Annotated in this window: 20 protein-coding genes and 1 riboswitch; of the genes, 12 read left to right on the top strand and 8 right to left on the bottom strand. The window is 61.4% G+C overall.

What is annotated here, in order from left to right:
• Positions 1-17: 17 nt before the first annotated feature.
• Both J5M57_RS21425 and J5M57_RS21420 read right to left on the bottom strand, forming a co-directional pair.
• Positions 18-1,235 carry an acyltransferase gene (locus J5M57_RS21425; RefSeq protein ID WP_169842557.1) on the bottom strand — a complete coding sequence of 406 codons (1,218 nt, stop codon included), beginning with the start codon at positions 1,233-1,235 and terminating at the stop codon, positions 18-20.
• On the bottom strand, positions 1,235-3,097 hold the full coding sequence (locus J5M57_RS21420) for a bifunctional O-antigen ligase/aminoglycoside phosphotransferase family protein (RefSeq protein ID WP_207849139.1): 1,863 nt from the start codon (positions 3,095-3,097) through the stop codon (positions 1,235-1,237). The genes J5M57_RS21425 and J5M57_RS21420 overlap by 1 nt, the downstream gene beginning before the upstream one ends.
• Positions 3,098-3,251: 154 nt before the next feature.
• On the opposite strand from J5M57_RS21420, the gene msbA reads away from it, so the two are divergent.
• The 4 genes from msbA to hldE all read left to right on the top strand — a co-directional run bounded on the left by msbA (position 3,252) and on the right by hldE (position 8,121).
• Positions 3,252-5,054 (top strand): lipid A export permease/ATP-binding protein MsbA, encoded by a 1,803-nt coding sequence (gene msbA / locus J5M57_RS21415; protein ID WP_083367198.1) that lies wholly within the window; start codon positions 3,252-3,254, stop codon positions 5,052-5,054.
• A 234-nt stretch (positions 5,055-5,288) separates the two neighbouring features.
• On the top strand, positions 5,289-5,993 hold the full coding sequence (locus J5M57_RS21410; protein ID WP_207849138.1) for a sulfotransferase family 2 domain-containing protein: 705 nt from the start codon (positions 5,289-5,291) through the stop codon (positions 5,991-5,993).
• A complete protein-coding gene (gene cysC, locus J5M57_RS21405; protein ID WP_207849137.1) occupies positions 5,986-6,597 on the top strand; it encodes an adenylyl-sulfate kinase in 612 nt (203 codons plus the stop codon). Before J5M57_RS21410 ends, cysC begins: the two co-directional genes overlap by 8 nt.
• A 102-nt stretch (positions 6,598-6,699) precedes the next feature.
• Complete coding sequence (gene hldE / locus J5M57_RS21400) at positions 6,700-8,121, top strand: bifunctional D-glycero-beta-D-manno-heptose-7-phosphate kinase/D-glycero-beta-D-manno-heptose 1-phosphate adenylyltransferase HldE (RefSeq protein WP_064585669.1); 1,422 nt, start codon at positions 6,700-6,702, stop codon at positions 8,119-8,121.
• Between the two features lie 57 nt (positions 8,122-8,178).
• Here the strand turns inward: hldE and J5M57_RS21395 are convergent, their stop codons facing one another.
• The 4 genes from J5M57_RS21395 to J5M57_RS21380 form a co-directional block, all read right to left on the bottom strand.
• Positions 8,179-9,141, bottom strand: a complete 963-nt coding sequence (locus tag J5M57_RS21395) for a metal ABC transporter ATPase (RefSeq protein WP_169842553.1) — start codon at positions 9,139-9,141, stop codon at positions 8,179-8,181.
• 31 nt (positions 9,142-9,172) lie between these two features.
• A complete protein-coding gene (locus tag J5M57_RS21390; protein ID WP_207849136.1) occupies positions 9,173-9,985 on the bottom strand; it encodes an aldo/keto reductase in 813 nt (270 codons plus the stop codon).
• On the bottom strand, positions 9,982-11,157 hold the full coding sequence (locus J5M57_RS21385) for an FAD-dependent oxidoreductase (RefSeq protein WP_207849135.1): 1,176 nt from the start codon (positions 11,155-11,157) through the stop codon (positions 9,982-9,984). Before J5M57_RS21385 ends, J5M57_RS21390 begins: the two co-directional genes overlap by 4 nt.
• A gap of 146 nt (positions 11,158-11,303) precedes the next feature.
• On the bottom strand, positions 11,304-11,636 hold the full coding sequence (locus J5M57_RS21380; RefSeq protein WP_169842550.1) for a multidrug efflux SMR transporter: 333 nt from the start codon (positions 11,634-11,636) through the stop codon (positions 11,304-11,306).
• A gap of 104 nt (positions 11,637-11,740) precedes the next feature.
• Here J5M57_RS21380 and J5M57_RS21375 point away from each other — a divergent pair, with 104 nt between their 5' ends.
• Together J5M57_RS21375 and waaA are read left to right on the top strand one after the other, a co-directional pair.
• Positions 11,741-12,643, top strand: a complete 903-nt coding sequence (locus tag J5M57_RS21375; RefSeq protein ID WP_064585674.1) for a LysR family transcriptional regulator — start codon at positions 11,741-11,743, stop codon at positions 12,641-12,643.
• 11 nt (positions 12,644-12,654) lie between these two features.
• Positions 12,655-13,929: a lipid IV(A) 3-deoxy-D-manno-octulosonic acid transferase gene (gene waaA / locus J5M57_RS21370; protein ID WP_207849134.1), complete on the top strand. Its 1,275-nt coding sequence runs from the start codon at positions 12,655-12,657 to the stop codon at positions 13,927-13,929.
• Positions 13,930-14,076: 147 nt separating this feature from the next.
• Here waaA and J5M57_RS21365 read toward each other — a convergent pair whose 3' ends face one another.
• Positions 14,077-15,510, bottom strand: coding sequence for a TolC family outer membrane protein (locus tag J5M57_RS21365; protein ID WP_064585676.1), 1,434 nt, complete (start codon positions 15,508-15,510; stop codon positions 14,077-14,079).
• Positions 15,511-15,716: 206 nt separating this feature from the next.
• Positions 15,717-15,822: riboswitch (TPP riboswitch) on the top strand.
• A 146-nt stretch (positions 15,823-15,968) separates the two neighbouring features.
• On the opposite strand from J5M57_RS21365, the gene thiC reads away from it, so the two are divergent.
• Positions 15,969-17,858 carry a phosphomethylpyrimidine synthase ThiC gene (gene thiC, locus J5M57_RS21360; RefSeq protein ID WP_064585677.1) on the top strand — a complete coding sequence of 630 codons (1,890 nt, stop codon included), beginning with the start codon at positions 15,969-15,971 and terminating at the stop codon, positions 17,856-17,858.
• A gap of 219 nt (positions 17,859-18,077) precedes the next feature.
• Positions 18,078-19,370, top strand: coding sequence for a putative hydroxymethylpyrimidine transporter CytX (gene cytX / locus J5M57_RS21355; RefSeq protein ID WP_207849133.1), 1,293 nt, complete (start codon positions 18,078-18,080; stop codon positions 19,368-19,370).
• On the opposite strand, the gene J5M57_RS21350 is transcribed toward cytX, so the two are convergent.
• A complete protein-coding gene (locus J5M57_RS21350; RefSeq protein WP_169842547.1) occupies positions 19,339-20,085 on the bottom strand; it encodes an RsiV family protein in 747 nt (248 codons plus the stop codon). The two genes, cytX and J5M57_RS21350, sit on opposite strands and share 32 nt — an antisense overlap.
• Positions 20,086-20,313: 228 nt before the next feature.
• Here J5M57_RS21350 and J5M57_RS21345 point away from each other — a divergent pair, with 228 nt between their 5' ends.
• The 4 genes from J5M57_RS21345 to J5M57_RS21330 all read left to right on the top strand — a co-directional run.
• The gene (locus J5M57_RS21345) at positions 20,314-20,931 is read left to right on the top strand and encodes an NUDIX domain-containing protein (protein ID WP_064585680.1); all 618 of its coding nucleotides are present in this window, start codon (positions 20,314-20,316) and stop codon (positions 20,929-20,931) included.
• Entirely contained in the window at positions 20,922-21,374 is a 453-nt protein-coding gene (locus tag J5M57_RS21340) for a DUF1249 domain-containing protein (RefSeq protein WP_169842546.1), read from the top strand. Before J5M57_RS21345 ends, J5M57_RS21340 begins: the two co-directional genes overlap by 10 nt.
• Positions 21,375-21,473: 99 nt before the next feature.
• Positions 21,474-22,289: a 3',5'-cyclic-AMP phosphodiesterase gene (gene cpdA, locus J5M57_RS21335; protein ID WP_064585681.1), complete on the top strand. Its 816-nt coding sequence runs from the start codon at positions 21,474-21,476 to the stop codon at positions 22,287-22,289.
• A gap of 177 nt (positions 22,290-22,466) precedes the next feature.
• Positions 22,467-22,548, top strand: an 82-nt coding sequence (locus tag J5M57_RS21330) for a YqiA/YcfP family alpha/beta fold hydrolase (protein ID WP_279381920.1), incomplete at its 3' end; no start/stop codon positions are given.

Below are 22,548 nucleotides of genomic sequence, written 5' to 3'. Positions count from 1 at the left end.
GCGACAGTCGCTCGCACTCAGCGAGCGACTTTCTCCGGCAGGCGCTTTTCACCCTTCTGGCGCTGGCGCAACCAGTGCACAACCTTCTTGCCGGCCGCCATGCCCGGTTGCTCGATATAGAGGAAGGTCGCGCTGCTGATCAGAATCAGCAAACACGTGCAGACGGCCACCAGTGGCAGGTACACCGACGTTTCCCGCGCATCGATATTCAGCAGCAGCGGCAGACGCTGGACCATCATCCACAAGACGAACCCATGCAGCAGGTAGGTGCTGTAGCTGATCTCGCCGAGCCAGCGAATGCTCCGCGGCTTCAGCGCACCGAACAGGTTGTTGCCGGACGCCACGATGACGAAAAACAGCGTCAGCAAGAACAGCGGCGCAGTCTTGAACGCCCGATTGAACGCGGTGAATGCAATCACCAGCGCGAGCACGGCGATGATGCTTGCCAGGCGCGACTGACTCCAGGCTACGAGCGCAGGACGGCGAATCCAGTACGCGGCGGCGATGCCGCCGAGAAAACTCGCCAGAAAGTGTTTCTTCAGCGAGTGTTCCCAACCGATGACCTGATACAGCGCGTAGATGCCGATCAGACACAGCACCACTTGCAACCAGCTGCCGCGGTAGATGAACACCAGCCCGGCCAGTGGCAGCGCCAGGTAGAAAAACACCTCATAAGCCAGCGTCCACGTGACGTTGGATATCAGCATGCCCGAGTGGCGGTACTGGTTGATGTCCGGTCGGTCGAACGTCAGCCAGGCAAGAACCTGCTTGAACAGTTCCAGGCCCGGCTCTTTCAGTTGCCAGTTCTGCAGGTGGAAGACCGACACGAATACCAGCAGCATCAGCGGCAGGTACAGCGGATACAGGCGAAATACCCGTGAAACGCCGAACGCCAGCCAGTCGTGGTTGCGTCCTTGCGCGAGCAGGCGGCTCCAGAACAGGAACCCGGTGATCATGAAGAACAGCGCAACACTGCCCTGACCCAGCATCGAATAGAAATTGCTCGGGGGGAAGTCAATCACCCCGGTGCGCAAGAAGATCCAGGTAATGATCGAGTGGTGCACGAATACGCCGAACGCGAGGTAACCGCGCAGGCCGTCGATGCTGGCATAACGGCTTTCGCCGGAATGCTGCAGGTGCCGGGCGATTTTCGGTACCGCGCGCAACAGCAGCGCGGAGGTGACGATGGCCAGCAGATAGGCGGCCAGCGCAAATATAGGATTGGTTTCGGTCATCACTGAACTCGGGCCGGAGTGTTGCCGGCCAGCACTTGCCTGTGCAGATTTTCAACCGCGGATTTAGACGCCGTCATGGCGTACCCCTGGAGCAACGCATCGAGGTGATCCTCGAACAACCAGCGCTTGTCGACAGTGTAACGTTGCATATGACGCAAATTGCGTTGGCGCAGCGAAAGACTGAGCGGGGTAGGGTAGATGCGCAGGTCGGCCAGATCAATCAGCCCGAACTCGCCATCTTCCAGGACCAGCACGTTGCCCAGGTGCAATGAGCGGAAATACACACCTTTCTCGTGCAACTGCGCCATGAATTTGCCGAAACGCTCCACCAGCGCCTGACGCACCGCCGGAGCCGTAATGCTCTGCAGCACCTGACGCAGCGTGTGGCCTGGCAACGGCGCGTAATGCACAGCACTGCTGCCATCGTCGAGACGGTACAGGTTCAGTACTTGCGGTGTGGGAATGCCCATCTGACGCAGTTGTTCGCTGTTCACCGCGAAGCGTTCGGAGTAGGGATTGAAATTGCCGGAGGTGTACCAGCGGCGTCGGCGGAACAGTTTGAGGAAGCTGCCATCGCTCAGGCGCAGGACTTTCGGGCCCAGGCCATCCTCTTCGATGACCTGAGCTGCGCGGCTCATGTGTTCCAGGTCCGCAACTGCCAGCTTTTGCACCGGCAGGGTCAACAGGCGCCGCGCGCGTTGATTGATGCTCAGCGCCGCGATCAGCGCCAGCGGGATCCACAGCAGGAACCAGTGCTCCTTGGGCCGCGAAATGATCCCGCCGCCTTCAGTCAGACCGGCACCGATACCGAATACCAGCAAGGTCGAGGCAATGATCAGCAGGGGCTGCACACGTTGACGCCAACTGCTCAGCAGGCTCCTTCCAATGAAAAACAACCAGGGCAGAAAACCAATGATGCCAACGTAATACAGGACACCCAGGGCAAAACTGTGCGGCTCCTGAAAGCTGACACCGTTGCCGGGGTCGACGGCAAGGCTGGCGCTGTAGCCATGACCGATCCAGGGATGATCAGCAATCATGTGCAGCACTTTCTGCCAGATTTCCAACCGGTAGGAGTCACCACGCTCGGTGATCATCTGGCCAAACAGGATAATGACGGCTGCACCGCTGAGGAACAGTGCGATCAATAGCCCCACCGAGCGCCGGTTCCAGCAGATGAAACACAGCCACAGCGCTGCCATGGTCAGTGCTACCAGCGGCGTTCTGGAGCCGGTGCCGATCACTGCCATGAACATGATGGCCATCGCCGGCACGCTGAGCCACATCATCTGGCGGCGCTTGCAGGTCATGGTCACGCTCAGCCAGTAGGCACTGAAGAACCCGAACAGGTGCGAACTGAGCAGCGGATTATCGAAGGCGCCGCCGCCTATCAGGCGCATTCCCGGCTCATAAATCCGCGCGAACATGAACAGGAAAATCGTGGTGGCAATCAGGGCGACCAGCGCTGCGCCAAACAGCAAGGGCTGAAGGATATCGCTGCGGTAGCGCACCAGCAGGTAGCAGCCGGCAAACAGCAGCAAGGTATGCAGCGGCGGCTTGAGCATGCCGCCGAAAGACTCCCCGGCCGGTCCCCAGGCGATGCTGAGCAATGCCCAGCAAGCAAACAGCAGGACGGCGACGAAGATCGGTTCGCGCAGCAGTTCCTTGAGCTCGCGCGGGCGCAGGCACAGCGCGATCAGCGTCGGAATGCTGAACAGTCCGTAGAACAGCTTGTGATGCAGGCTTCGACCCGGCAAAAAGAACAGCGCGCACAGGAGCAAGAAGTAACCCGTGGGAAGTATCCACAGGCTAATGAAATCGAAAATCCGATTGGACGTACTGCTGAAGCCGCGAAGTTGCATGCTGTGGGATTCATTCCTGAAGTTGATCGACCATTCGAGTGATGGCTATTTGATGCAGAAAAAGATGCCTAACAATAACAGCCTTTCGTCGATTGCCAGAACCCTGAAGAAGCTGTGCTAAAGTCAGCGTCCTTTTTATCGACTTTCGCGTGATATGACCGACTCCAGTCCCGCCGCAAGCCCTTCGAGCTTGAAAATCTACTTCCGTCTGCTCGGTTACGTCCGGCCGTACATCAGTCTGTTCCTGATCAGCATCGTCGGCTTTCTGATTTTCGCCTCGACGCAGCCGATGCTCGGCTACATCCTCAAGTACTTTGTCGATGGCCTGTCCAATCCTGAAGCGGTGCTGTTTCCTTCTGTACCGTACCTGCGTGACCTGCAACTGCTGCAGGCCGTGCCGCTGCTGATCATCCTGATCGCCGCGTGGCAGGGGCTGGGTTCCTATCTGGGCAACTATTTTCTGGCCAAGGTTTCCCTGGGCCTGGTGCATGACCTGCGGGTGCAGTTGTTCAACAACCTGCTGGTCCTGCCCAACCGCTACTTCGACAAGCATAACTCCGGCCATCTGATTTCGCGTATCACCTTCAACGTGACCATGGTCACGGGGGCGGCAACAGATGCGATCAAGGTCGTAATCCGTGAAGGCATGACGGTGATCTTCCTGTTCGCGTCGCTGTTGTTCATGAACTGGAAGCTGACGCTGGTGATGGTTGCGATCCTGCCGCTGATCGCCGTGATGGTGCGCACCGCGAGCAAGAAATTCCGCAAGCAGAGCAAGAAAATCCAGCTGGCGATGGGCGACGTCACCCATGTGGCCTCGGAAACCATCCAGGGTTATCGCGTCGTTCGCAGCTTCGGTGGCGAGGCTTACGAAGAACAACGTTTCCTCAACGCCAGCCAGAGCAATACCGACAAACAACTGCGCATGACCCGCACCGGTGCGATCTACACGCCAATGCTGCAACTGGTGATCTACACCGCCATGGCGGTGTTGATGTTCCTGGTGTTGTTCCTGCGCGGTGACGCCTCGGCCGGTGACATGGTCGCCTACATCACCCTGGCGGGCCTGCTGCCCAAGCCGATCCGCCAATTGTCCGAAGTCAGCTCGACCATCCAGAAAGGCGTGGCCGGTGCCGAGAGTATCTTCGAGCAACTGGACGTCGAACCTGAAGTCGATACCGGTACGGTCGAACGCGACGCGGTGACCGGTCGTCTGGACGTGCGCAACCTGAGCTTCACCTATCCGGGCACCGAACGTCAGGTGCTCGACGACATCAGCTTCTCGGTCCAGCCAGGGCAGATGGTAGCGCTGGTGGGACGTTCGGGCAGCGGCAAGTCGACGCTGGCCAACCTGATTCCGCGCTTCTATCACCACGACAAGGGTGAAATCCTCATCGACGACGTGGAAATCGAGCAGTACAAACTGCTCAACCTGCGCCGTCACATCGCCCAGGTGACCCAGCATGTCACCCTGTTCAGCGACACCGTGGCCAACAACATCGCTTATGGCGATCTGGCCGGTGCGCCGCGTGAAGACATCGAGAAAGCGGCGCGTGATGCCTACGCGATGGACTTCATTTCGCAGTTGCCGCAAGGCCTGGACACCCAGGTTGGCGAAAACGGCGTATTGCTGTCCGGCGGCCAGCGCCAGCGCCTGGCGATTGCCCGAGCGCTGCTCAAGAATGCGCCGCTGCTGATTCTCGACGAGGCCACCTCGGCGCTCGACACCGAATCCGAGCGGCACATTCAGGCGGCACTGGATCAAGTGATGAAGGGCCGCACCACGCTGGTCATCGCTCACCGCCTGTCGACCATCGAGAAGGCCGACCTGATCCTGGTGATGGATCAGGGCCGGATCGTCGAGCGTGGCACTCACGGCGAATTGCTCGCGCAAAACGGCTATTACGCGCGCTTGAACGCCATGGGCCTGGACGCACCGACCGAAGACATCGCCTGATTCCAAAGCCATACCCTGTGGGAGCGAGCCCGCTTGCGAAAGCGCTGCAGCAGACGACATCTCTGTCGAATGTGCGCACGTTACCGCGAGCGGGCGCGCTCCCACAGTTGTTTGTATCCAGACCTTTACGCTTCTTGACCAAACCGGAATAAATCCCGGCACCGCGCTTGTTAAGGTTCCGCAACGAACTCTGACTTCCATCGAGGGGGCCATCCCCGTCGCGCGGGTACTTCCATGCTGCAACGCTATCTCTGGAAACTGCTGCCCAAGCCGCAGCGGGCCTTTCTGCTCGGACGCCTGTCGGTGGTCGATCGTCAGGTGGTGAACAAATCGATGTCGGCCAACCTGAGGTTTCCCCGCGCCTTCCAGCAGCGCTCCTGCCTGTTCATTCATGTTCCCAAGTGCGCTGGCAGCAGCATCTGCACGGCGATGTTCGACGGCTGGCGTCCCGGGCATCTGCCGCTGTATTGGTACGAAGAGCAGTTTCCCGAGCAGTTCGCGAACGCCTTCAAGTTCGCTTTTGTCCGCGATCCGCTGGAGCGCGCCTATTCGGCCTATGCCTTTTTGCGTGGCAACGAGTTGAGCACGCGTGACCACGCGGCGCAGCGCATGGTGCGGCAGTACCGGGATTTCGACGATTTCGTGTCACGTTGGCTGCACCCGGACACAATCGCCCGGCAATTGCACTTTGCCGCGCAGACCGACTTTCTCACCGATTCGCTGGGGCATCTGGCGCTGGACTTTGTGGGGTATCAGGAGCACCTGGCACGAGATTTTGCCCTGGTCTGCGAGCACTTGGGGCTGGACAGCCAGTTGCCGCACGTCAACAGCTCCCGCGAGCGGCAAGCGCTGCCGGCGCGTGAGTTCTGTTCAGTGCGCACGCGGCGATTGGTGCGCCGGGTTTACCAGCGTGATTACGAGATGCTCGGTTATGAATGAGTCTTTGTCTCTGGCAATGCAGGCGCTGGGCATTCGACCGTACGGCCTGGCGCTCTCGCATCAGGCCCGGGCAGCGCTCAAGGGGCAGCGGCCATGTTGTCTGTGGCTGACCGGTTTCTCCGGGGCTGGCAAGTCGACTTTGGCCAATGCGCTCGAACTGCACTTGCATGAGTCGGGCCTGCACACCTTCCTGCTTGATGGCGACAACGTGCGTAACGGCCTGTGTCGGGACCTGGGCATGAGCGACGTCTGTCGTCGGGAAAACACCCGGCGCATGGCGGAGGTGGCGCGGCTGATGGTCGAGGCCGGACTGATTGTGATCGTCGCGGCCATCTCACCATTCCGCGCCGAACGCGACGCTGCGCGCAGCTTGTTTGCGCAGGGCGAATTCATTGAAGTGCACGTCAGTACTTCGCTCCAGGTCTGCGCCCGCCGCGATCCGAAAGGCTTGTATCAAGCGGTACGGGAAGGACGAATCAAACACTTCACGGGGGTGGACAGTCCGTATGAGGCCCCCCTGGCCGCCGAGTGGCAGATCGATACCGAGGACGTGGAATTGTCCGATGCCTGTGGACAACTGGCGGCGCTGGTGCTCAAAAAATAAGCAAAATACGTAGCTGTTTCATCCTGTTGCAGGCTGCACTCAAGCCTGCGCCAACCCTGTGTTAATATCGCGCCCCTGTTCATTTTGTATGTGGGTTGCTCCATGAAGTTGTCCATGCCGCGATTCGATCAAGCCCCAGTCTTGGTGGTCGGCGATGTCATGCTCGACCGTTACTGGCATGGTGGAACCTCACGGATTTCCCCTGAGGCACCGGTTCCGGTCGTAAAAGTCGAGCAAATCGAAGACCGCCCGGGCGGTGCTGCCAACGTTGCCTTGAACATTGCCGCGCTGGGTGCGCCGGCGTCGCTGGTCGGTGTGACCGGTGACGACGAAGCCGCCGACAGCCTGAGCAACAGTCTCAAGGGCGCGGGCGTGCGTGCACTGTTCCAGCGCATTGCGCATCAGCCGACCATCGTCAAGCTGCGGGTCATGAGCCGGCACCAGCAATTGCTGCGTATCGACTTTGAAGAACCGTTCGCCACCGATGCCCTGGCCCTGGCCTCGCAGGTCGATGATCTGCTGGAAGGCATCAAGGTGCTGGTGCTGTCCGACTACGGCAAAGGCGCGTTGAAGAACCATCAGGCGTTGATTCAGGCCGCCCGGGCCAAAGGCATTCCGGTGCTGGCCGATCCCAAAGGCAAGGATTTTTCGATCTACCGTGGCGCCAGTCTGATCACGCCGAACCTCAGCGAATTCGAAGCCATCGTGGGCGGTTGCGCCGATGAACACGAGCTGGTGAGCAAGGGCGCCGCCCTGATGCACGATCTTGAGCTCGGCGCGCTGCTGGTGACCCGTGGCGAACACGGCATGACCCTGCTGCGTCCGGAGCATCCGGCGCTGCACCTGCCGGCCCGCGCCCGTGAAGTGTTCGACGTGACCGGTGCCGGCGACACGGTAATTTCCACGCTGGCGGCGGCCATTGCTGCCGGTGAAGAACTGCCGCACGCCGTGGCGCTGGCCAACCTCGCTGCCGGCATCGTGGTCGGCAAGCTCGGTACCGCCGCGATCAGCGCGCCGGAACTGCGCCGCGCGATCCAGCGCGAAGAAGGCTCGGAACGTGGCGTGCTGGGGCTCGAACAACTGGTGCTGGCAGTCGCCGATGCTCGCGCGCACAACGAGCGCATCGTCTTCACCAACGGTTGCTTCGACATTCTGCATGCCGGCCACGTGACCTACCTCGAGCAGGCACGCGCCCAGGGCGACCGTCTGATCGTGGCGATCAACGATGACGCCTCCGTCAGCCGCCTGAAAGGGCCGGGCCGTCCGATCAACAGTGTCGACCGCCGCATGGCGGTCCTCGCCGGCCTCGGTGCGGTGGACTGGGTGATCAGCTTCCCGGAAGGCACCCCGGAAAACCTGTTGCGCGAGGTCAAGCCGGACGTGCTGGTCAAGGGTGGTGACTACGGCATCGACCAAGTGGTCGGCGCGGACATCGTCAAGGCCTATGGCGGCACGGTGAAAGTGCTGGGGCTGGTGGAAAACAGCTCGACGACGGCGATTGTGGAGAAAATCCGCAAGTCCTGAGGACGTGTCATTGTGGCGAGGGGAAAAATCCCCTCGCCACAAGTTTTGCTGAGGCCTTTAGACTGCCTTGCGCGGTACGATCTTCTTCAGCAACTGCTTGGCTTTACCGCGCAATCGCGCCAATCCAGTGGATTTCTCCGGCGGCGTCAGGCCTTGCTGGCGCAGCCAGTCCTTCCAGCGAATCCGCTCCTCGCGCACCAGCCAGCCATCCTGTTTGGCAAAGCTTTCGGCCAGGTACAAGCCGCGCGTGCCTGCCGGATACAGCTGGCCTTTCTTCAAGGTATAGAGCTCGGCCAGCGGCTCGCCATCCTGCAGCGGCATCAGGTAAAGATCCGGGCGTTTGCGGTCCAGACGGGCGACCAGTTGATCACCCTCCAGCCGCTCATCGACATGAAACAGACTCAGCGATTTGGCTTCCTTGGGCACTTCCAGGCGCAGGTCGTAGATCAGTTGCAGCGACGCGGTGGGCAAATGCACATAGGCCTGTGGCCGCTCGAGCAATTGCAGGTTGGCGCAACGCACCGGTCGCGCCGAGCCGGACAGCGGCGTCAGGCGAAACGGCAGCGCCTCGCGATAATGCAGGGCGGAGGAGTAGGGCGCCGGCAGCCAGGTGTCGTTGAAACGCCCGCCGAGCCAGCCTTCCGGGGTTTCCAGCAGGCACTCTTCGGCAATCTCCTGGATCGCGGTGTGCAATGGGATGTTCAGCTCATGGGCCGGCACGTAACCGGAAATCAGCTTGAGCACCACGTCACCGCGGTCTTGCCGCCGCTGGCGCACCAGCACCCAATAGTCGCGATTCTGCCAATGCAGGGTCAGGCGCACCGAGACCCCGAGGTTGGCCAGTTCCAGCGCGAAACGCTCGGCATCCGCCACGCTCACCGGTTTGCGGCGCTGCAAGGTCTGGGCGAAGTTCAGCGGCATGCCGACGCTCTGATACGTCAGGCCTTCGGGCGTGGCTTCGACGAACAGCGGCAGGGTCTTGAAGTTGCTCGGGTTCTTTCTGATGAGCGTGCGCGGCATGTCGGCTCCTGCTTAAGGCCGCGGGGCGGCGTCAGTGACCACGAAGGACCTGGGCAACGGTCGCAACGTTATGGGCGAGGTGCAGCGGATTGATCGTCCCGACAATAGCACTGGCAACGCCGGGCTGTTGGAACAACAACTCGAAGCTGGCGCGCACCGGGTCCACGCCGGGACTCAGGCACACATGGCCGCTGGCCAGGGCCTTTTTCACCAGGATGGCTTTGCCGTGGGCAGCAGCATAGTCAATGACTGCCTTCTCGTTCTGTTCGTTCAGATTGTAGGTGACCATCGCGCAGTCACCTTGCTCCAGCGCCTTGAGCCCGCCTTCGACGGTTTTTCCGGAGAAACCGAAGCCGCGAATCTTGCCCTCGGCCTTGAGCGCGGCGAGGGTGGCGTAGACCTCCTCGTGCTCAAGGATCGCCAGGTCGTTGCCGTCGGAGTGCACCAGCACCAGGTCGATAAAATCGGTTTCAAGACGTTGCAGACTGCGCTCGACCGACATCCGCGTATGCGCGGCGCTGAAGTCATGGCGCGACACGCCGTCGGCAAACTCTTCACCGACCTTGCTGACGATTACCCAGTCATTGCGCTGGCCGCGCAGCAACGGGCCGAGGCGTTCTTCGCTGCGGCCATAGGCCGGCGCGGTGTCGATCAGGTTGATGCCCAGCCCCTGCGACTGCTTGAGCAACATGCGTGCGGCGTCATCGTCAGGGATCTGAAAACCATTGGGGTATTTCACGCCCTGGTCGCGGCCGAGCTTGACCGTGCCCAGGCCCAGCGGGGATACCATCAGGCCGGTGCTGCCCAGTGGGCGATGCAGTTCGTGCAGGGTTGCGACGCTCATGGCAACAGTTGCTCCCAGGCCGGTACGCCCATCGGTGGTTTCGGCAGCGCCGGCAATGGCTCGGCGGCTTGCGGTTGAATGCCGTCGCGCTCCAGTGAGGCGATGACGCGATCAGCGAAGTCTGGCGCCAGTGCGAGTTTGGTCGGCCAGCCCACCAGCAGGCGACCCTGCTCGGCGAGGAAGGCGTTATCCGGACGGGTCAGCCCGGTTTGCAGGGGTTCGGCGCGATCCACCCGCAAGGTCGCCCACTGCGTGGTGCTGAGATCAATCCACGGCAACAGTTGCGCGATTTCTTTTTGTGCCGTGGCAATCTGTTCGGCGGGCTCGCGGTTCACGCCTTCGCTTTCGGCAATGTCGCCACCCAGGTACCAGACCCACTGGCCATCGGCGGCCGGGTGCGTGGTCACGGTGATGCGCGGTTTGGTACCGCCGCCCAGGCAGTGTGCGTACAGCGGCTTCAGGCCCGGGCCTTTGGCGATGATCATGTGCAGCGGCCGACGTTGCATCGCCGGTTGGCTCAGCCCCAGATCCTCCAGCAACTGCGCGGTACCGGCGCCAGCGCTGAGCACGATGCGTTGCGCACGAATCTCGCGGCCGTCGACTTTCAGGCCGACCAGCACACCCGCTTCCAGCAGTGGCTCGATGGTTTGCCCGGCGAGCAGACCGTCACCGGCCAGGTCGGCCAGGCGCTGGATCAGGCTCGGCACGTCGACCACCAGTTCCGCCAGGCGATAGACCTTGCCTTTGAAGCGCTTGTCTTGCAGCGCGGGCGGCAGTTGATCGCCCTTGACCTGATCGACCCGGCCGCGCACGGCTTTGCTGGCGAAGAAACTGGTGAGATTGCCGGCCAGGGTGCCCGGTGACCACAGGTAATGGGCTTCGGACAACAGGCGTACGCCGGACAGGTCCAGCTCACCGTTGCCGGCCAGCGCTTCGCGCCAGCGGCGCGGCATGTCGGCGATGGCTTCCGAGGCGCCGGTCAGCGCGCCATGCAGTGCGTATTTGGCGCCACCGTGGATGATGCCCTGGGACTTCACACTCTGCCCGCCGCCGAGGCTGGCGCTTTCCACCAGCACGGTCGAAAAACCCTGACGGCGCAGACGCGCGTTCAGCCAGAGGCCGGCGACACCAGCGCCGACAATCAGAACGTCGGTGGAAATAACGGATGGCATGCAGCGACCTCAGTGTTCAAGACGAGGGCGCAGTATACAGACTCGGGGATCGGAGCTCAGATGCGAAAAAAGATCGCAGCCTGGGGCAGCTCCTACAGGGGGTTGCATTCCAATGTAGGAGCTGCCGCAGGCTGCGATCTTTTTCTTCAGTGGCCGGCGGTTTTCGAGAACAGCTGGATGACGACCACGCCGAGCACGATCAGCGCCATGCCGAGCATCGCCGGCACATCCAGTTTCTGTCCATAAATGAACAGCGCCGCGACGCTGACCATCACGATGCCCATGCCCGCCCAAACGGCGTAGGCCACACCCACCGGTACGGTGCGCACCACCAGGGTCAACATCCAGAACGCAATCGCGTAGCCGACGATGACCAACACCAATGGCAGTGGCGTGCTCAAGCCTTTGACGGCTTTCATCGACACGGTGGCGATCACTTCGGCGCAGATGGCAATGGCCAGGTAGGCGTAGGCGTTCATGGTTCAAATCCTCAATGTAAAACGTTGCTTGCTGAGGCGGCATTCTAGTGATTCGTCAGATGGGGTAAAGTCATTACCTATCTGTTTTAAAGATGGGTTAGACCATGAATACCCAGTGGAACCTGGAACAACTGCGCGCTTTCGTCGGCGTCGCCGAACAACGCTCGTTTTCCGCCGTGGCCCGCCAGCAGCGCAAGGCGCAGTCGGCGATCAGCAGCGCGATTGCCCTGCTGGAGGATGATCTGGGCGTCAGTCTGTTCGAGCGTAGCAGCGGTCGCTCACCCAGGCTTACCGAAGCGGGAGAGGCACTGCTCGAAGAAGCCCGGGAAGTGCTGCGTCAATGTGAGCGCCTGAACGGTCGGGCGATGGCGATGATGCGCGGCGAGGAAGCGCAGTTGCGCGTGGCCCAGGATGAAGCGATGCCGTATCAGGCGCTGGTGGAAAGCTTCGACGCCCTGGCCGAGCAATTTCCCAGCCTCGAAGTGCAACTGACCAGCGCCGCCCAGGGCGAAGTGGCGCGCAAACTGGTCGAACGCCGCGCCGATCTGGGCCTGCTGTTCTATCACGATGAAATCCCCGAAGCGCTGGAACGCCGGGTCTTGGGCCGGGTGGAAATGGTCACGGTCTGCGGGATCAATCATCCGCTGGCGAAGCAGTCCTACGTCACCTGCCAGCAACTGGCGCAACATCGGCAACTGTTGATGTCGACGCAGACCAGCGTTTATCCAGGCAACGAACCGGCCAGCCCGCAGGTGTGGCGCGCCGACAGTTTCTACGTGATGGCCGAATGGCTGGTGCGAGATTTAGGCTGGGCGTGGCTGCCCCGGCATGTGGTGCAGTACTCGGCCTATCAGGGCCTGATGGTTGAACTGGACAGCGAATGGACGCCGCCAGCGCTGGTGGTGGAGCTGGTCTGGCGCCGGGATGAGCCGTTGGGGCCTGCCGCGCGCTGGCTGGCCGAACGTTTTGCCGTGCACTTGCGGGCGATTGGCGACAAAAGTCGATAAACTCCGCCGCCATGAATAGAACTCTCTACACCGCGCTGTTTTACCTGGGGCTGCCATTGGTGGCGATTCGGCTGTGGCTGCGCTCGCGCAAGGCCCCGGCGTATGCCAAGCGGATTGGCGAGCGCTTCTCCTACGCGATGCCGTCATTGCAACCCGGCGGCATCTGGGTGCACGCGGTGTCGGTGGGCGAAAGCATCGCCGCCGCGCCGATGATCCGCGCCTTGCTGCAACGTTATCCACAGCTGCCGATCACCGTGACCTGCATGACCCCGACCGGTTCGGAGCGGATTCAGGCGTTGTTCGCCGGGGAGCCGCGCATCCAGCATTGTTATCTGCCCTACGACTTGCCGTGTGCGGCGGCGCGTTTCCTTGATCGGGCGCAGCCCAAGCTTGCGGTGATCATGGAAACCGAACTGTGGCCCAACCACATTCACCAGTGCGCCAAACGCGGGATTCCGGTGGCGCTGGCCAACGGCCGACTGTCCGAACGTTCGGCCCGGGGTTATGGACGCTTGCGCAAACTGACCACGCCGATGCTCGCCGAAATGAGTTTGTTCGCGGTGCAGACCGAGGCCGAAGCCCGGCGCTTTCGCGATCTGGGCGCACGTGCGGAGACGGTCGAGGTCACTGGCTCGATCAAGTTTGACCTGACCATCGACCCGCAACTGTTGCAACGTGCCAATGAGCTGCGCGGTCAGTGGCAGGCCCTGGAGCGCCCGGTGTGGATCGCCGCCAGCACCCACGAGGGTGAGGACGAAGTGGTGCTCGACGCCCATCGTCGCCTGCTGGCGAACTACCCGAATGCGCTGTTGATTCTGGTGCCGCGTCATCCCGAGCGTTTCAACGCGGTGTTCGAACTGTGCCAGCGTGAAGGCTTTGCCACTGTGCGCCGTTCAACCGGTGCCAACGTTGAGGCCAATACCTCGGTGCTGCTCGGCGACACCATGGGTGAGTTGCTGTTTCTCTATGCCTTGGCGGACAGCGCCTTTGTCGGCGGTAGCCTGGTGCCGAACGGCGGGCACAATCTGCTCGAGCCTGCGGCCCTGGCAAAACCGGTGCTGAGCGGCCCACACCTGTTCAACTTCCTCGACATCGCCGCGCAGTTGCGCGAAGCCGGTGCGCTGGCTGAAGTGGATGATGCCGAAGGCTTGGCGGTGGAAGTGCAGCGGCTGTTCGAATTGCCGCGTGATGCCCAGCGCATGGCCGAGGCCGGGCTGGCGGTGATGCGCCGCAATCAGGGGGCGTTGCAGCGTTTGCTGGATGGGCTGGGCAAGTTGATTCGCTGATTTGCACTCAACCCCTGTGGCGAGGGAGCTTGCTCCCGTTGGGCAGCGCAGCTGCCCCAAGCCCTGATACATCGAGTTGCCAGATTTACGACTGCTGCGCAGCCGAGCGGGAGCAAGCTCCCTCGCCACAGGTATCTTGTTTGCTGTTTACGGACGCGCCTTGAGCTGTGCTTCCGCAGCCTTGGCCAGATCCGGCGGCAGGAAGTCCTTGTCCGGGTTGTAGTCGGCTTTCAGATAACGCGTCAGGTCCTGCAAGTCACCCGGGTTCAACGTGCCCGCCGCCTGCTTCAAACGCAGGTTGTCGAGGATGTAGTCGTAACGGGTATTGTTGTAGTTGCGCACCGAGGTGTACAGCTGACGCTGGGCGTCGAGCACATCGACGATGTTGCGCGTACCGACCTGATAGCCGATTTCCGTGGCTTCCACTGCGCTCTGGTTGGAGATGATCGACTGGCGGCGCGCCTGCACCTGCTCGACATCGGTGTTGACCGCGCGGTGCAGGTTGCGGGTGTTTTCCACCACTTGTCGGCGCAGGGATTCGCGCTGTTGCTCGCTCTGATCCAGTTGCGCATACGACTGACGCACTTGCGAACTGGTCAGCCCGCCGCTGTAGATCGGAATGTTCAGTTGCAGGGCCAGCGTGCTTTGTTCGACGTTGCCACCGTACGGAGTACCGAAGGCATTCGGGTTGGCGAAGCCGAGGGCATCGTTGTCACCCTTTTCGTATTTGGCCACGGCATCGAGGGTCGGCAAGTGGCCGGCCTTGCGCTGCTTGAGGGTCTGTTCGGCGGAGCTGACCGCATAGTTGCTCGCCAGCAGATTGAGGTTCTGTTTGCCCGCGGTGTCGACCCAGGCCTTGGCATCGTTTGGCACCGGCGGCAGGATCGGCAGCGTGTGGACGATGCCCTGAATCGAGTTGTACTGGCGGTTGGTCAGGGTGATCAGCGCTTCGAACGCATCATCGACCTGACGCTGCGCAACGATGCGGTTGGCGCGCGCGGTGTCGTAGCTGGCTTGCGATTGCAGCACGTCGGTCTTGTCCGACAGGCCGACATCGAAGCGTTCGTTGGACTGGTCGAGCTGACGTTTGAACGCGGCTTCTTCAGCCTTGGTCGAGGCCAGGTTGTCCTGACTGCGCAGTACGTTGAAATAGCTTTCGGCCGATTGCAGGATCAGGTTCTGTTCGGTGGCCGACAGTTGCAGCGCCGCCTGCTCGTTGACGTCCTTGGCCGCCTGGTACTGGAACCAGCGGTCAGCGCGGAACAATGGCTGGGCCAGGGTCGCCTGATAGGAATGCGCGCTGCGATTGGCAATGGCTGAAGGCTGGTCGATGGAGGTGCGCACATCCGCGACTTCAGCGCCGCCGGAGAGGTTGGGCAGCAACCCTGCGCGGGCCTGAGGCACGACTTCTTTCTGTGCGCCGTACTGGGCGCGGGCAGCGGCCAGATCGGCGTTGTTGTCGACCGCTTCCTGATAGACGCTGACCAGATCGGTTTTGGTCGACAAGGGCGCTTCTGCTGCCCAGGCCATTGCGTTGGACGCACAAGACACGGCAAGAGCCAGTGAAAGTTTGCGCAGCATGAGGCGATCCCTAGCAAGAAATATTACGAAAATAATGTGCGCGCCAAGGCTACGGCGCGGCCCCGGTAGCGTCAAGGCGCGCAGGGCACAGCGAGTGTAGTTGCGCAATCGTGCGGCAACAATCCTGCAAGTCCCGCTAATTGCGCCATTCACCATGGTGTTTGCCGCGGTGTTGGCGTTCTTTGCCGGTTGTGTCTAGACTGGCCGGGTTCTTGTCGGGGTGCCTTGCTATGAGGCTGAGATCGAATAATTTCGGATCCCGTTGAACCTGATCAGGTTAGCGCCTGCGTAGGGAACAAGATTTCTCGTCACCCGGCGAGTCCTCTTGTGCTTCGTCCGGGAAATTGTTCGACAATCGAACGCTCGACGACGATGCACAGCACCAGTCCTGGTGCGTCCGTGCCTTTCAGGTTCTGCTCCGACAATCCACTGCCTGGATGCTGTCTGGAGAGCCCGTGATGACTACAAAAGCAAAAAACGCGATCAACCTGAGTGACTCGGCCAAGGTCGATGAGCAGTCGGTTCAGCCGTTCACCCGTTCGCAAAAAGTCTACGTTCAGGGCTCGCGCCCGGACATCCGCGTGCCGATGCGCGAAATCACCCTCGATGTGACGCCGACCGACTTCGGCGGCGAAATCAACGCGCCGGTGACTGTCTACGACACCTCGGGCCCGTACACCGATCCGAACGTGGTGATCGACGTGCGCAAAGGCCTGGGCGATGTGCGTTCGGCGTGGATCGACGACCGTGGCGACACCGAGCGTCTGCCAGGCCTGAGTTCCAACTTCGGCCAGGAACGCCTCGCCGACCCAGAACTGACCAAACTGCGTTTTGCCCACGTCAACAACCCGCGCCGCGCCAAGGCCGGGGCCAACGTCAGCCAGATGCATTACGCGCGCAAAGGCATCATCACCGCCGAGATGGAATACGTCGCCATCCGCGAAAACATGAAGCTGCAAGAGGCCCGAGCCGCTGGCCTGTTGAACCAGCAACACGCCGGCCACAGCTTCGGCGCGAGCATCCCGAAAGAAATCACCCCGGAATTCGTCCGCGAAGAAATCGCCCGTGGTCGCGCGATCATCCCGGCCAACATCAACCACGTCGAACTGGAACCGATGATCATCGGCCGCAACTTCCTGGTGAAGATCAACGGCAACATCGGCAACAGCGCACTGGGTTCGTCCATCGAAGAAGAAGTGGCGAAACTGACGTGGGGCATTCGCTGGGGTTCGGACACCGTGATGGACTTGTCCACCGGCAAACACATCCACGAAACCCGCGAGTGGATCATCCGCAACTCGCCAGTGCCGATCGGTACCGTGCCGATCTACCAGGCGCTGGAAAAGGTCAATGGCGTCGCTGAAGACCTGACCTGGGAGCTGTTCCGCGACACGCTGATCGAGCAGGCCGAGCAGGGCGTCGACTACTTCACCATCCACGCCGGTGTGCTGTTGCGCTACGTGCCGCTGACCGCCAAGCGCGTGACCGGCATCGTCTCCCGTGGCGGTTCGATCATGGCCAAGTGGTGCCTGGCGCACCACAAAGAGAACTTCCTCTACACCCACTTCGACGAAATCTGCGAAATCATGAAGGCCTACGACGTCAGCTTCTCGCTGGGCGACGGCCTGCGTCCGGGCTCGATTGCCGACGCCAACGACGAAGCGCAATTCGGCGAACTGGAAACCCTCGGCGAGCTGACCAAGATCGCCTGGAAACACGACGTGCAGTGCATGATCGAAGGCCCGGGCCACGTGCCGATGCAGTTGATCAAAGAGAACATGGACAAGCAGCTGGAGTGCTGCGACGAGGCGCCGTTCTACACCCTCGGCCCGCTGACCACGGACATCGCGCCGGGTTACGACCACATCACCTCGGGTATCGGTGCGGCGATGATCGGCTGGTTCGGTTGCGCGATGCTCTGCTACGTGACGCCGAAGGAACACCTGGGCCTGCCGAACAAGGATGACGTGAAGACCGGGATCATCACTTACAAGATTGCTGCCCACGCAGCAGACCTTGCGAAGGGCCATCCGGGCGCGCAGATTCGTGACAACGCCTTGAGCAAGGCGCGGTTCGAATTCCGTTGGGAAGACCAGTTCAACCTCGGTCTGGACCCGGACACCGCCCGTTCGTATCACGATGAAACCCTGCCGAAGGATTCGGCCAAGGTCGCGCACTTCTGCTCGATGTGCGGGCCGAAATTCTGCTCGATGAAGATCACCCAGGAAGTCCGCGAATACGCGGCCAACCAGCGGATCGACGCGGTCGACGTGGACGTCGCCCAAGGCCTGGCGGAACAGGCCGAGCGGTTCAAGAAGGAAGGCAGTCAGCTGTACAAGAAGGTTTGATCTGACCTGAAAGGCTCCGGGATGACCGGAGCCTCTGTGGCGAGGGAGCTTGCTCCCGCCCGGCTGCGAAGCAGTCGTAAATCCGGCCAGCGCGTTCTGATTGAAAGAACGGGTTGATCGGTTTTGGGTCTGCTGCGCAGACCAGCGGGAGCAAGCTCCCTCGCCACAGGAATGGTGTGCGATCACACACAAAACAAATGTCCCTCTGAGATAACACCCTTGAGCATTCAACCCAGCACCTATTCCCCCGAGCTCGCCGTACCCGCCGACAAGCGGGTGTTCGGCGGTCGCGATCTGTTTTCCCTGTGGTTCTCCCTCGGCATCGGCCTGATGGTATTGCAGACCGGTGCGCTGCTGGCACCGGGCCTGGGCCTGTCGGGTTCGTTGCTGGCGATTTTCCTCGGCACCCTGGTCGGCGTGCTGTTGCTGGCGGCGGTTGGTGTGATCGGCAGCGACACCGGCCTGTCGTCGATGGCCGCGCTCAAACTCAGCCTCGGCAGCAAAGGCGCGAGCCTGCCGGCGCTGCTCAACCTGCTGCAACTGATCGGTTGGGGCTCGTTTGAAATCATCGTCATGCGCGACGCCGCCAGTCTGCTCGGCACCCGCGCGTTCAGCGAAGGTTCGCTGTGGGCCAGCCCGATGCTTTGGACCTTGTGCTTCGGTGCGCTGGCAACCCTGCTCGCGGTCAGCGGTCCGCTGACGTTCGTGCGCAAGATCCTGCGCAAATGGGGCATCTGGCTGATATTGGCCGCGTGCATCTGGCTGACCTGGAACCTGTTCGCCAAGGCCGATCTGGCGGCGCTCTGGGCGCGTGCCGGTGATGGTTCGATGCCGTTCGCCGTGGGCTTCGACATTGCCATCGCGATGCCGCTGTCGTGGCTGCCGCTGATCGCCGATTATTCGCGATTCGGCAAGCGCGCGAAGAACGTGTTCGGTGGCACGGCGATCGGTTTTTTCATCGGCAATTTCTGGTTGATGAGCCTCGGCGTGGCCTACACCCTGGCGTTTGCGCCGAGCGGTGAGGTCAATGCATTGCTGTTGGCGTTGGCCGGTGCCGGCCTGGGGATTCCGCTGTTGCTGATTCTTCTCGATGAATCGGAAAACGCCTTCGCCGACATTCACTCGGCGGCGGTATCCAGCGGGATTCTGTTGCGCATGAAAGTCGAGCATCTGGCGCTGGCCATCGGCGTGATCTGCACGCTGATTGCGCTGCTGGCGCCATTGGCGCAGTACCAGAATTTCCTGTTGTTGATCGGCTCGGTATTCGCGCCGCTGTTCGGCGTGGTGCTGGTGGATCACTTCATCCTGCGCAAGCGCAGCGCTCAGGTCGCGTCAGCCGCATTGCGCTGGCCGGCGCTGTTGGCGTGGCTGGGCGGGATCAGCACTTACCACTTGCTGGCGAATCTGTATCCGGATGTCGGTGCGACCCTGCCGGCACTGGTGCTGGCAGGGCTGTTGCAGCTGGTGCTCGGTCGAGCCTTCAGTTACGGCCCGGAAACAGCTCGGGTTTGACCACGCCGTTCAGGCGCGGGTAAGGGATCTTCAGTTCGACGTGGCCCAGCGCGTAAGGCGCGATGGTGCTCACGTCGTACTTGAGGATCACGCCACCGTAGGTCAGCGCCACATTCGGGGTTTTCACGAACGGCCAGTTCTTCACGAACTCGGCTTCCTGATCCAGCTTGGTGCTGATCAGCCAGCTGTTGTGCGCGACTTGCGCCGCTTTCCAGAACGCCTCTTCCTGACCTGGCAGCAACATGTCCGACAGGCTCAGCACTTTATGCTGCTGGCGCGAGTAGTTGATGAAACCGCGACCCGGGGTGCCATGCGCACCGCCGGTGTCGAGGTAGCTCGACAGCTCGACAATCACCAAGCCGTCATGCTGCTCGCGTACTTTGGCCTGCAAATAGCTGCTGTTGCGCGGGCCGGCGTTGCGCAGAAACTGATCACGATAGGCTGCCAGGGTTGGCGCTACCGGCGCGTTCGCCTCGGTGCGGGTCATTTGCAGCAGGCGTTTTTCGATAATGCCGTCCAGTGCAGGCTCGGCCGGAAAGTGCAGAGTGTCGATGTTTACCAGCGGGCAGTCCGGGTTGGAACAGCCGGGTTTCAGGGTTTCCGATGCGTCGCGGGTGGTTTCCAGCGGCGCGCGGTAGTTAGGCTGGAACAGGTTGGCGCAGGCGCCCAGGGTCAGGGCGATGGCGGCCACGGAGGCAATTTTGAAAAGCGACATGGGCGTCCTTTCTGAAACAGGGGAAGGCGAAAAGTTATCCGCTTCGACTCTCGCCGAAGCAGTCAGTTCGCCACTAAGCTAATTAGAGTGGGTTTCGCCTCCACCGTCCATCCCGCTGACGGTAAAGGGGCTGCATCAATCATCTCGGGCGCGTTAGGATGGCGCGAAGTCGAGGTTGCCAGTCACCACCAGCAGCCTCGTATCGGATTTACCGTAAAGAGGATGTTCATGACTGATTTTGCCAACGCCACTCCGGCCACCGTCGATGTCGTAAAGCGCGAGCGCTGCTACGAGGGCTTCTACAAACTCGACCGTTTGCACCTGCGCCATGAACTGTTCGCTGGCGGCATGAGCCGCGAGATCAACCGTGAAGTCTTCGTGCGTCACGACGCGGTGTGCTTGTTGCCTTACGATCCGCAGCGCGACGAAGTGGTGCTGATCGAGCAGTTTCGCGTCGGCGCCATGGGCAAGACCGACAACCCGTGGCTGGTGGAACTGGTCGCTGGTCTGATCGACAAGGAAGAAGTGCCGGAAGAGGTTGCTCACCGCGAGGCGCAGGAGGAAGCTGGGCTGGACATCAAGGCCCTGTGGCCGATGACCCAATATTTCCCGTCGCCGGGTGGCAGCAACGAATACGTGCATTTGTTTCTGGGGCGTTGCAGTACAGAAGGCGTAGGCGGCCTGCATGGGCTGGAGGAAGAGGCAGAAGATATCCGCGTCACGGTCTGGGCCTTTGAAGATGCCTTGCAGGCCGTCCGTGACGGACGCATTGCCAACGCGGCGAGCATCATCGCCTTGCAATGGCTGGCGCTCAACCGCGCCGAAGTGAGGGGGTTATGGTCGTAAACAAGCTGCGCGATCGTTATCGAGTTGACCTGGCGGGGCTGCAAGCTGCCTGCGAGGCCAACTACGCGCGCCTGATGCGACTGGTGCCGGACATGCGCAACGACCCGCAGGCGCGGCGCATCGCCGTGACCCAGGGCGAGCAGATGCTCGGCGTGCTGGCCCTCGAAGTGCTGCAGACCTGTCCGTACACCACGACGTTGCAGGTGCGCCAGGAACACAGCCTGCCCTGGCTGCCGGTGCCGCAACTGGAGGTGCAGGTCTATCACGACGCGCGCATGGCTGAGGTGATCAGCGCCGAACATGCACGACGCTTTCGCGGCATCTATCCTTACCCGAACGCCGCGATGCATCAGCCGGATGAAAAGGCCCAGCTCAATCTGTTCCTGGGGGAATGGCTGAGCCATTGTCTGGCCCTGGGGCACGAGTACGAAGTCGTTCGCTAGTTGTGAACTGCGTCCGGTTCGTCGGTTTCCTCTTTGCGCCATCCCCCAGCATAATTGCGGCACTCAACCGATTCCGTGCTTTTGCCCTGGGAGAACGCCTTGCCGAGCGTATCCGCATTGACCACCGCCGATCCGGCGTTGCTGGTGCAGTTATCCGACAGTCATCTGTTCGCCGAGGCGGATGGCACGCTGCTGGGCATGAACACCCGCGAGAGCCTGCAGAAGGTCATCGAACAGGTGCTCAGGCAGCAACCGCGGATCGACCTGATTCTGGCCACCGGGGATATTTCCCAGGACGGCACGCTGGAGTCGTATCAACAGTTTCGCCAGATGACCGCGCAGATCGATGCGCCGGCGCGCTGGATTCCCGGCAATCACGATGAGCCGCAGATCATGGCGCAGGCCGCGGTGCAAAGTGCGTTGCTGGAGTCAGTGGTCGATGTCGGCAACTGGCGCGTGACCTTGCTCGACTCGGCGGTGCCGGGTTCTGTGCCCGGTTACCTGCAGGATGATCAACTGCAACTGCTGGCGCGCTCGCTGAGCGAAGCGCCGGAACGCCATCATCTGGTGTGTTTCCACCATCATCCGGTGCCGGTGGGGTGTGCCTGGGCGGAGCCGATCGGTTTGCGCAATCCCGAAGCGTTCTTCGAAGTGCTGGACCGTTTCCCACAGGCCCGTGCGGTGTTATGGGGGCATGTGCATCAGGAAATCGACCGCGAGCGCAACGGCGTGCGGCTGATGGCTTCACCGTCGACCTGCATTCAGTTCGAGCCAAACAGTGAAGACTTCAAGGTTGGCGAACAGCCGCCGGGGTATCGCTGGTTGCGGCTGTTGCCCGATGGACGGCTGGAAACCGGCGTCGAGCGTGTCACCGACTTCGAGTTCACGGTCGATTACGGCTCCAACGGCTACTGATATATCCCTGTAGGAGCTGCCGCTGGCTGTGATCTTTTGACTTTGCTTTAAAGGATCAAAAGATCGCAGCCTGCGGCAGCTCCTACAGGGGGGCAGCATGGGCATCATTTGCATGGCCCATCGCTGCTCGACTCCCTGTAAACTCCGCTATCTTTCGCCGACACTCAGGGAGCTCAAATGTCCGGTTCGATCCTCTATATCCACGGTTTCAACAGCGCCCCGGCCTCGAAAAAAGCCTGTCAGCTGGTCGCGGTGATGG

The organism is Pseudomonas sp. 86_A, from assembly GCF_017491705.1.
GTDB lineage: Bacteria > Pseudomonadota > Gammaproteobacteria > Pseudomonadales > Pseudomonadaceae > Aquipseudomonas > Aquipseudomonas koreensis.
This window is presented reverse-complemented; position numbering and strand designations above follow the sequence as displayed.

What these genes read in the sequence shown, in the direction of transcription:
- J5M57_RS21425 (WP_169842557.1), bottom strand. Translation starts at nt 1,235, where the DNA reads ATGACCGAAACCAATCCTATATTTGCGCTGGCCGCCTATCTGCTGGCC.
- J5M57_RS21420 (WP_207849139.1), bottom strand. Translation starts at nt 3,097, where the DNA reads ATGCAACTTCGCGGCTTCAGCAGTACGTCCAATCGGATTTTCGATTTC.
- msbA (WP_083367198.1), top strand. Translation starts at nt 3,252, where the DNA reads ATGACCGACTCCAGTCCCGCCGCAAGCCCTTCGAGCTTGAAAATCTAC.
- J5M57_RS21410 (WP_207849138.1), top strand. Translation starts at nt 5,289, where the DNA reads ATGCTGCAACGCTATCTCTGGAAACTGCTGCCCAAGCCGCAGCGGGCC.
- cysC (WP_207849137.1), top strand. Translation starts at nt 5,986, where the DNA reads ATGAATGAGTCTTTGTCTCTGGCAATGCAGGCGCTGGGCATTCGACCG.
- hldE (WP_064585669.1), top strand. Translation starts at nt 6,700, where the DNA reads ATGAAGTTGTCCATGCCGCGATTCGATCAAGCCCCAGTCTTGGTGGTC.
- J5M57_RS21395 (WP_169842553.1), bottom strand. Translation starts at nt 9,141, where the DNA reads ATGCCGCGCACGCTCATCAGAAAGAACCCGAGCAACTTCAAGACCCTG.
- J5M57_RS21390 (WP_207849136.1), bottom strand. Translation starts at nt 9,985, where the DNA reads ATGAGCGTCGCAACCCTGCACGAACTGCATCGCCCACTGGGCAGCACC.
- J5M57_RS21385 (WP_207849135.1), bottom strand. Translation starts at nt 11,157, where the DNA reads ATGCCATCCGTTATTTCCACCGACGTTCTGATTGTCGGCGCTGGTGTC.
- J5M57_RS21380 (WP_169842550.1), bottom strand. Translation starts at nt 11,636, where the DNA reads ATGAACGCCTACGCCTACCTGGCCATTGCCATCTGCGCCGAAGTGATC.
- J5M57_RS21375 (WP_064585674.1), top strand. Translation starts at nt 11,741, where the DNA reads ATGAATACCCAGTGGAACCTGGAACAACTGCGCGCTTTCGTCGGCGTC.
- waaA (WP_207849134.1), top strand. Translation starts at nt 12,655, where the DNA reads ATGAATAGAACTCTCTACACCGCGCTGTTTTACCTGGGGCTGCCATTG.
- J5M57_RS21365 (WP_064585676.1), bottom strand. Translation starts at nt 15,510, where the DNA reads ATGCTGCGCAAACTTTCACTGGCTCTTGCCGTGTCTTGTGCGTCCAAC.
- thiC (WP_064585677.1), top strand. Translation starts at nt 15,969, where the DNA reads ATGACTACAAAAGCAAAAAACGCGATCAACCTGAGTGACTCGGCCAAG.
- J5M57_RS21350 (WP_169842547.1), bottom strand. Translation starts at nt 20,085, where the DNA reads ATGTCGCTTTTCAAAATTGCCTCCGTGGCCGCCATCGCCCTGACCCTG.
- J5M57_RS21345 (WP_064585680.1), top strand. Translation starts at nt 20,314, where the DNA reads ATGACTGATTTTGCCAACGCCACTCCGGCCACCGTCGATGTCGTAAAG.
- J5M57_RS21340 (WP_169842546.1), top strand. Translation starts at nt 20,922, where the DNA reads ATGGTCGTAAACAAGCTGCGCGATCGTTATCGAGTTGACCTGGCGGGG.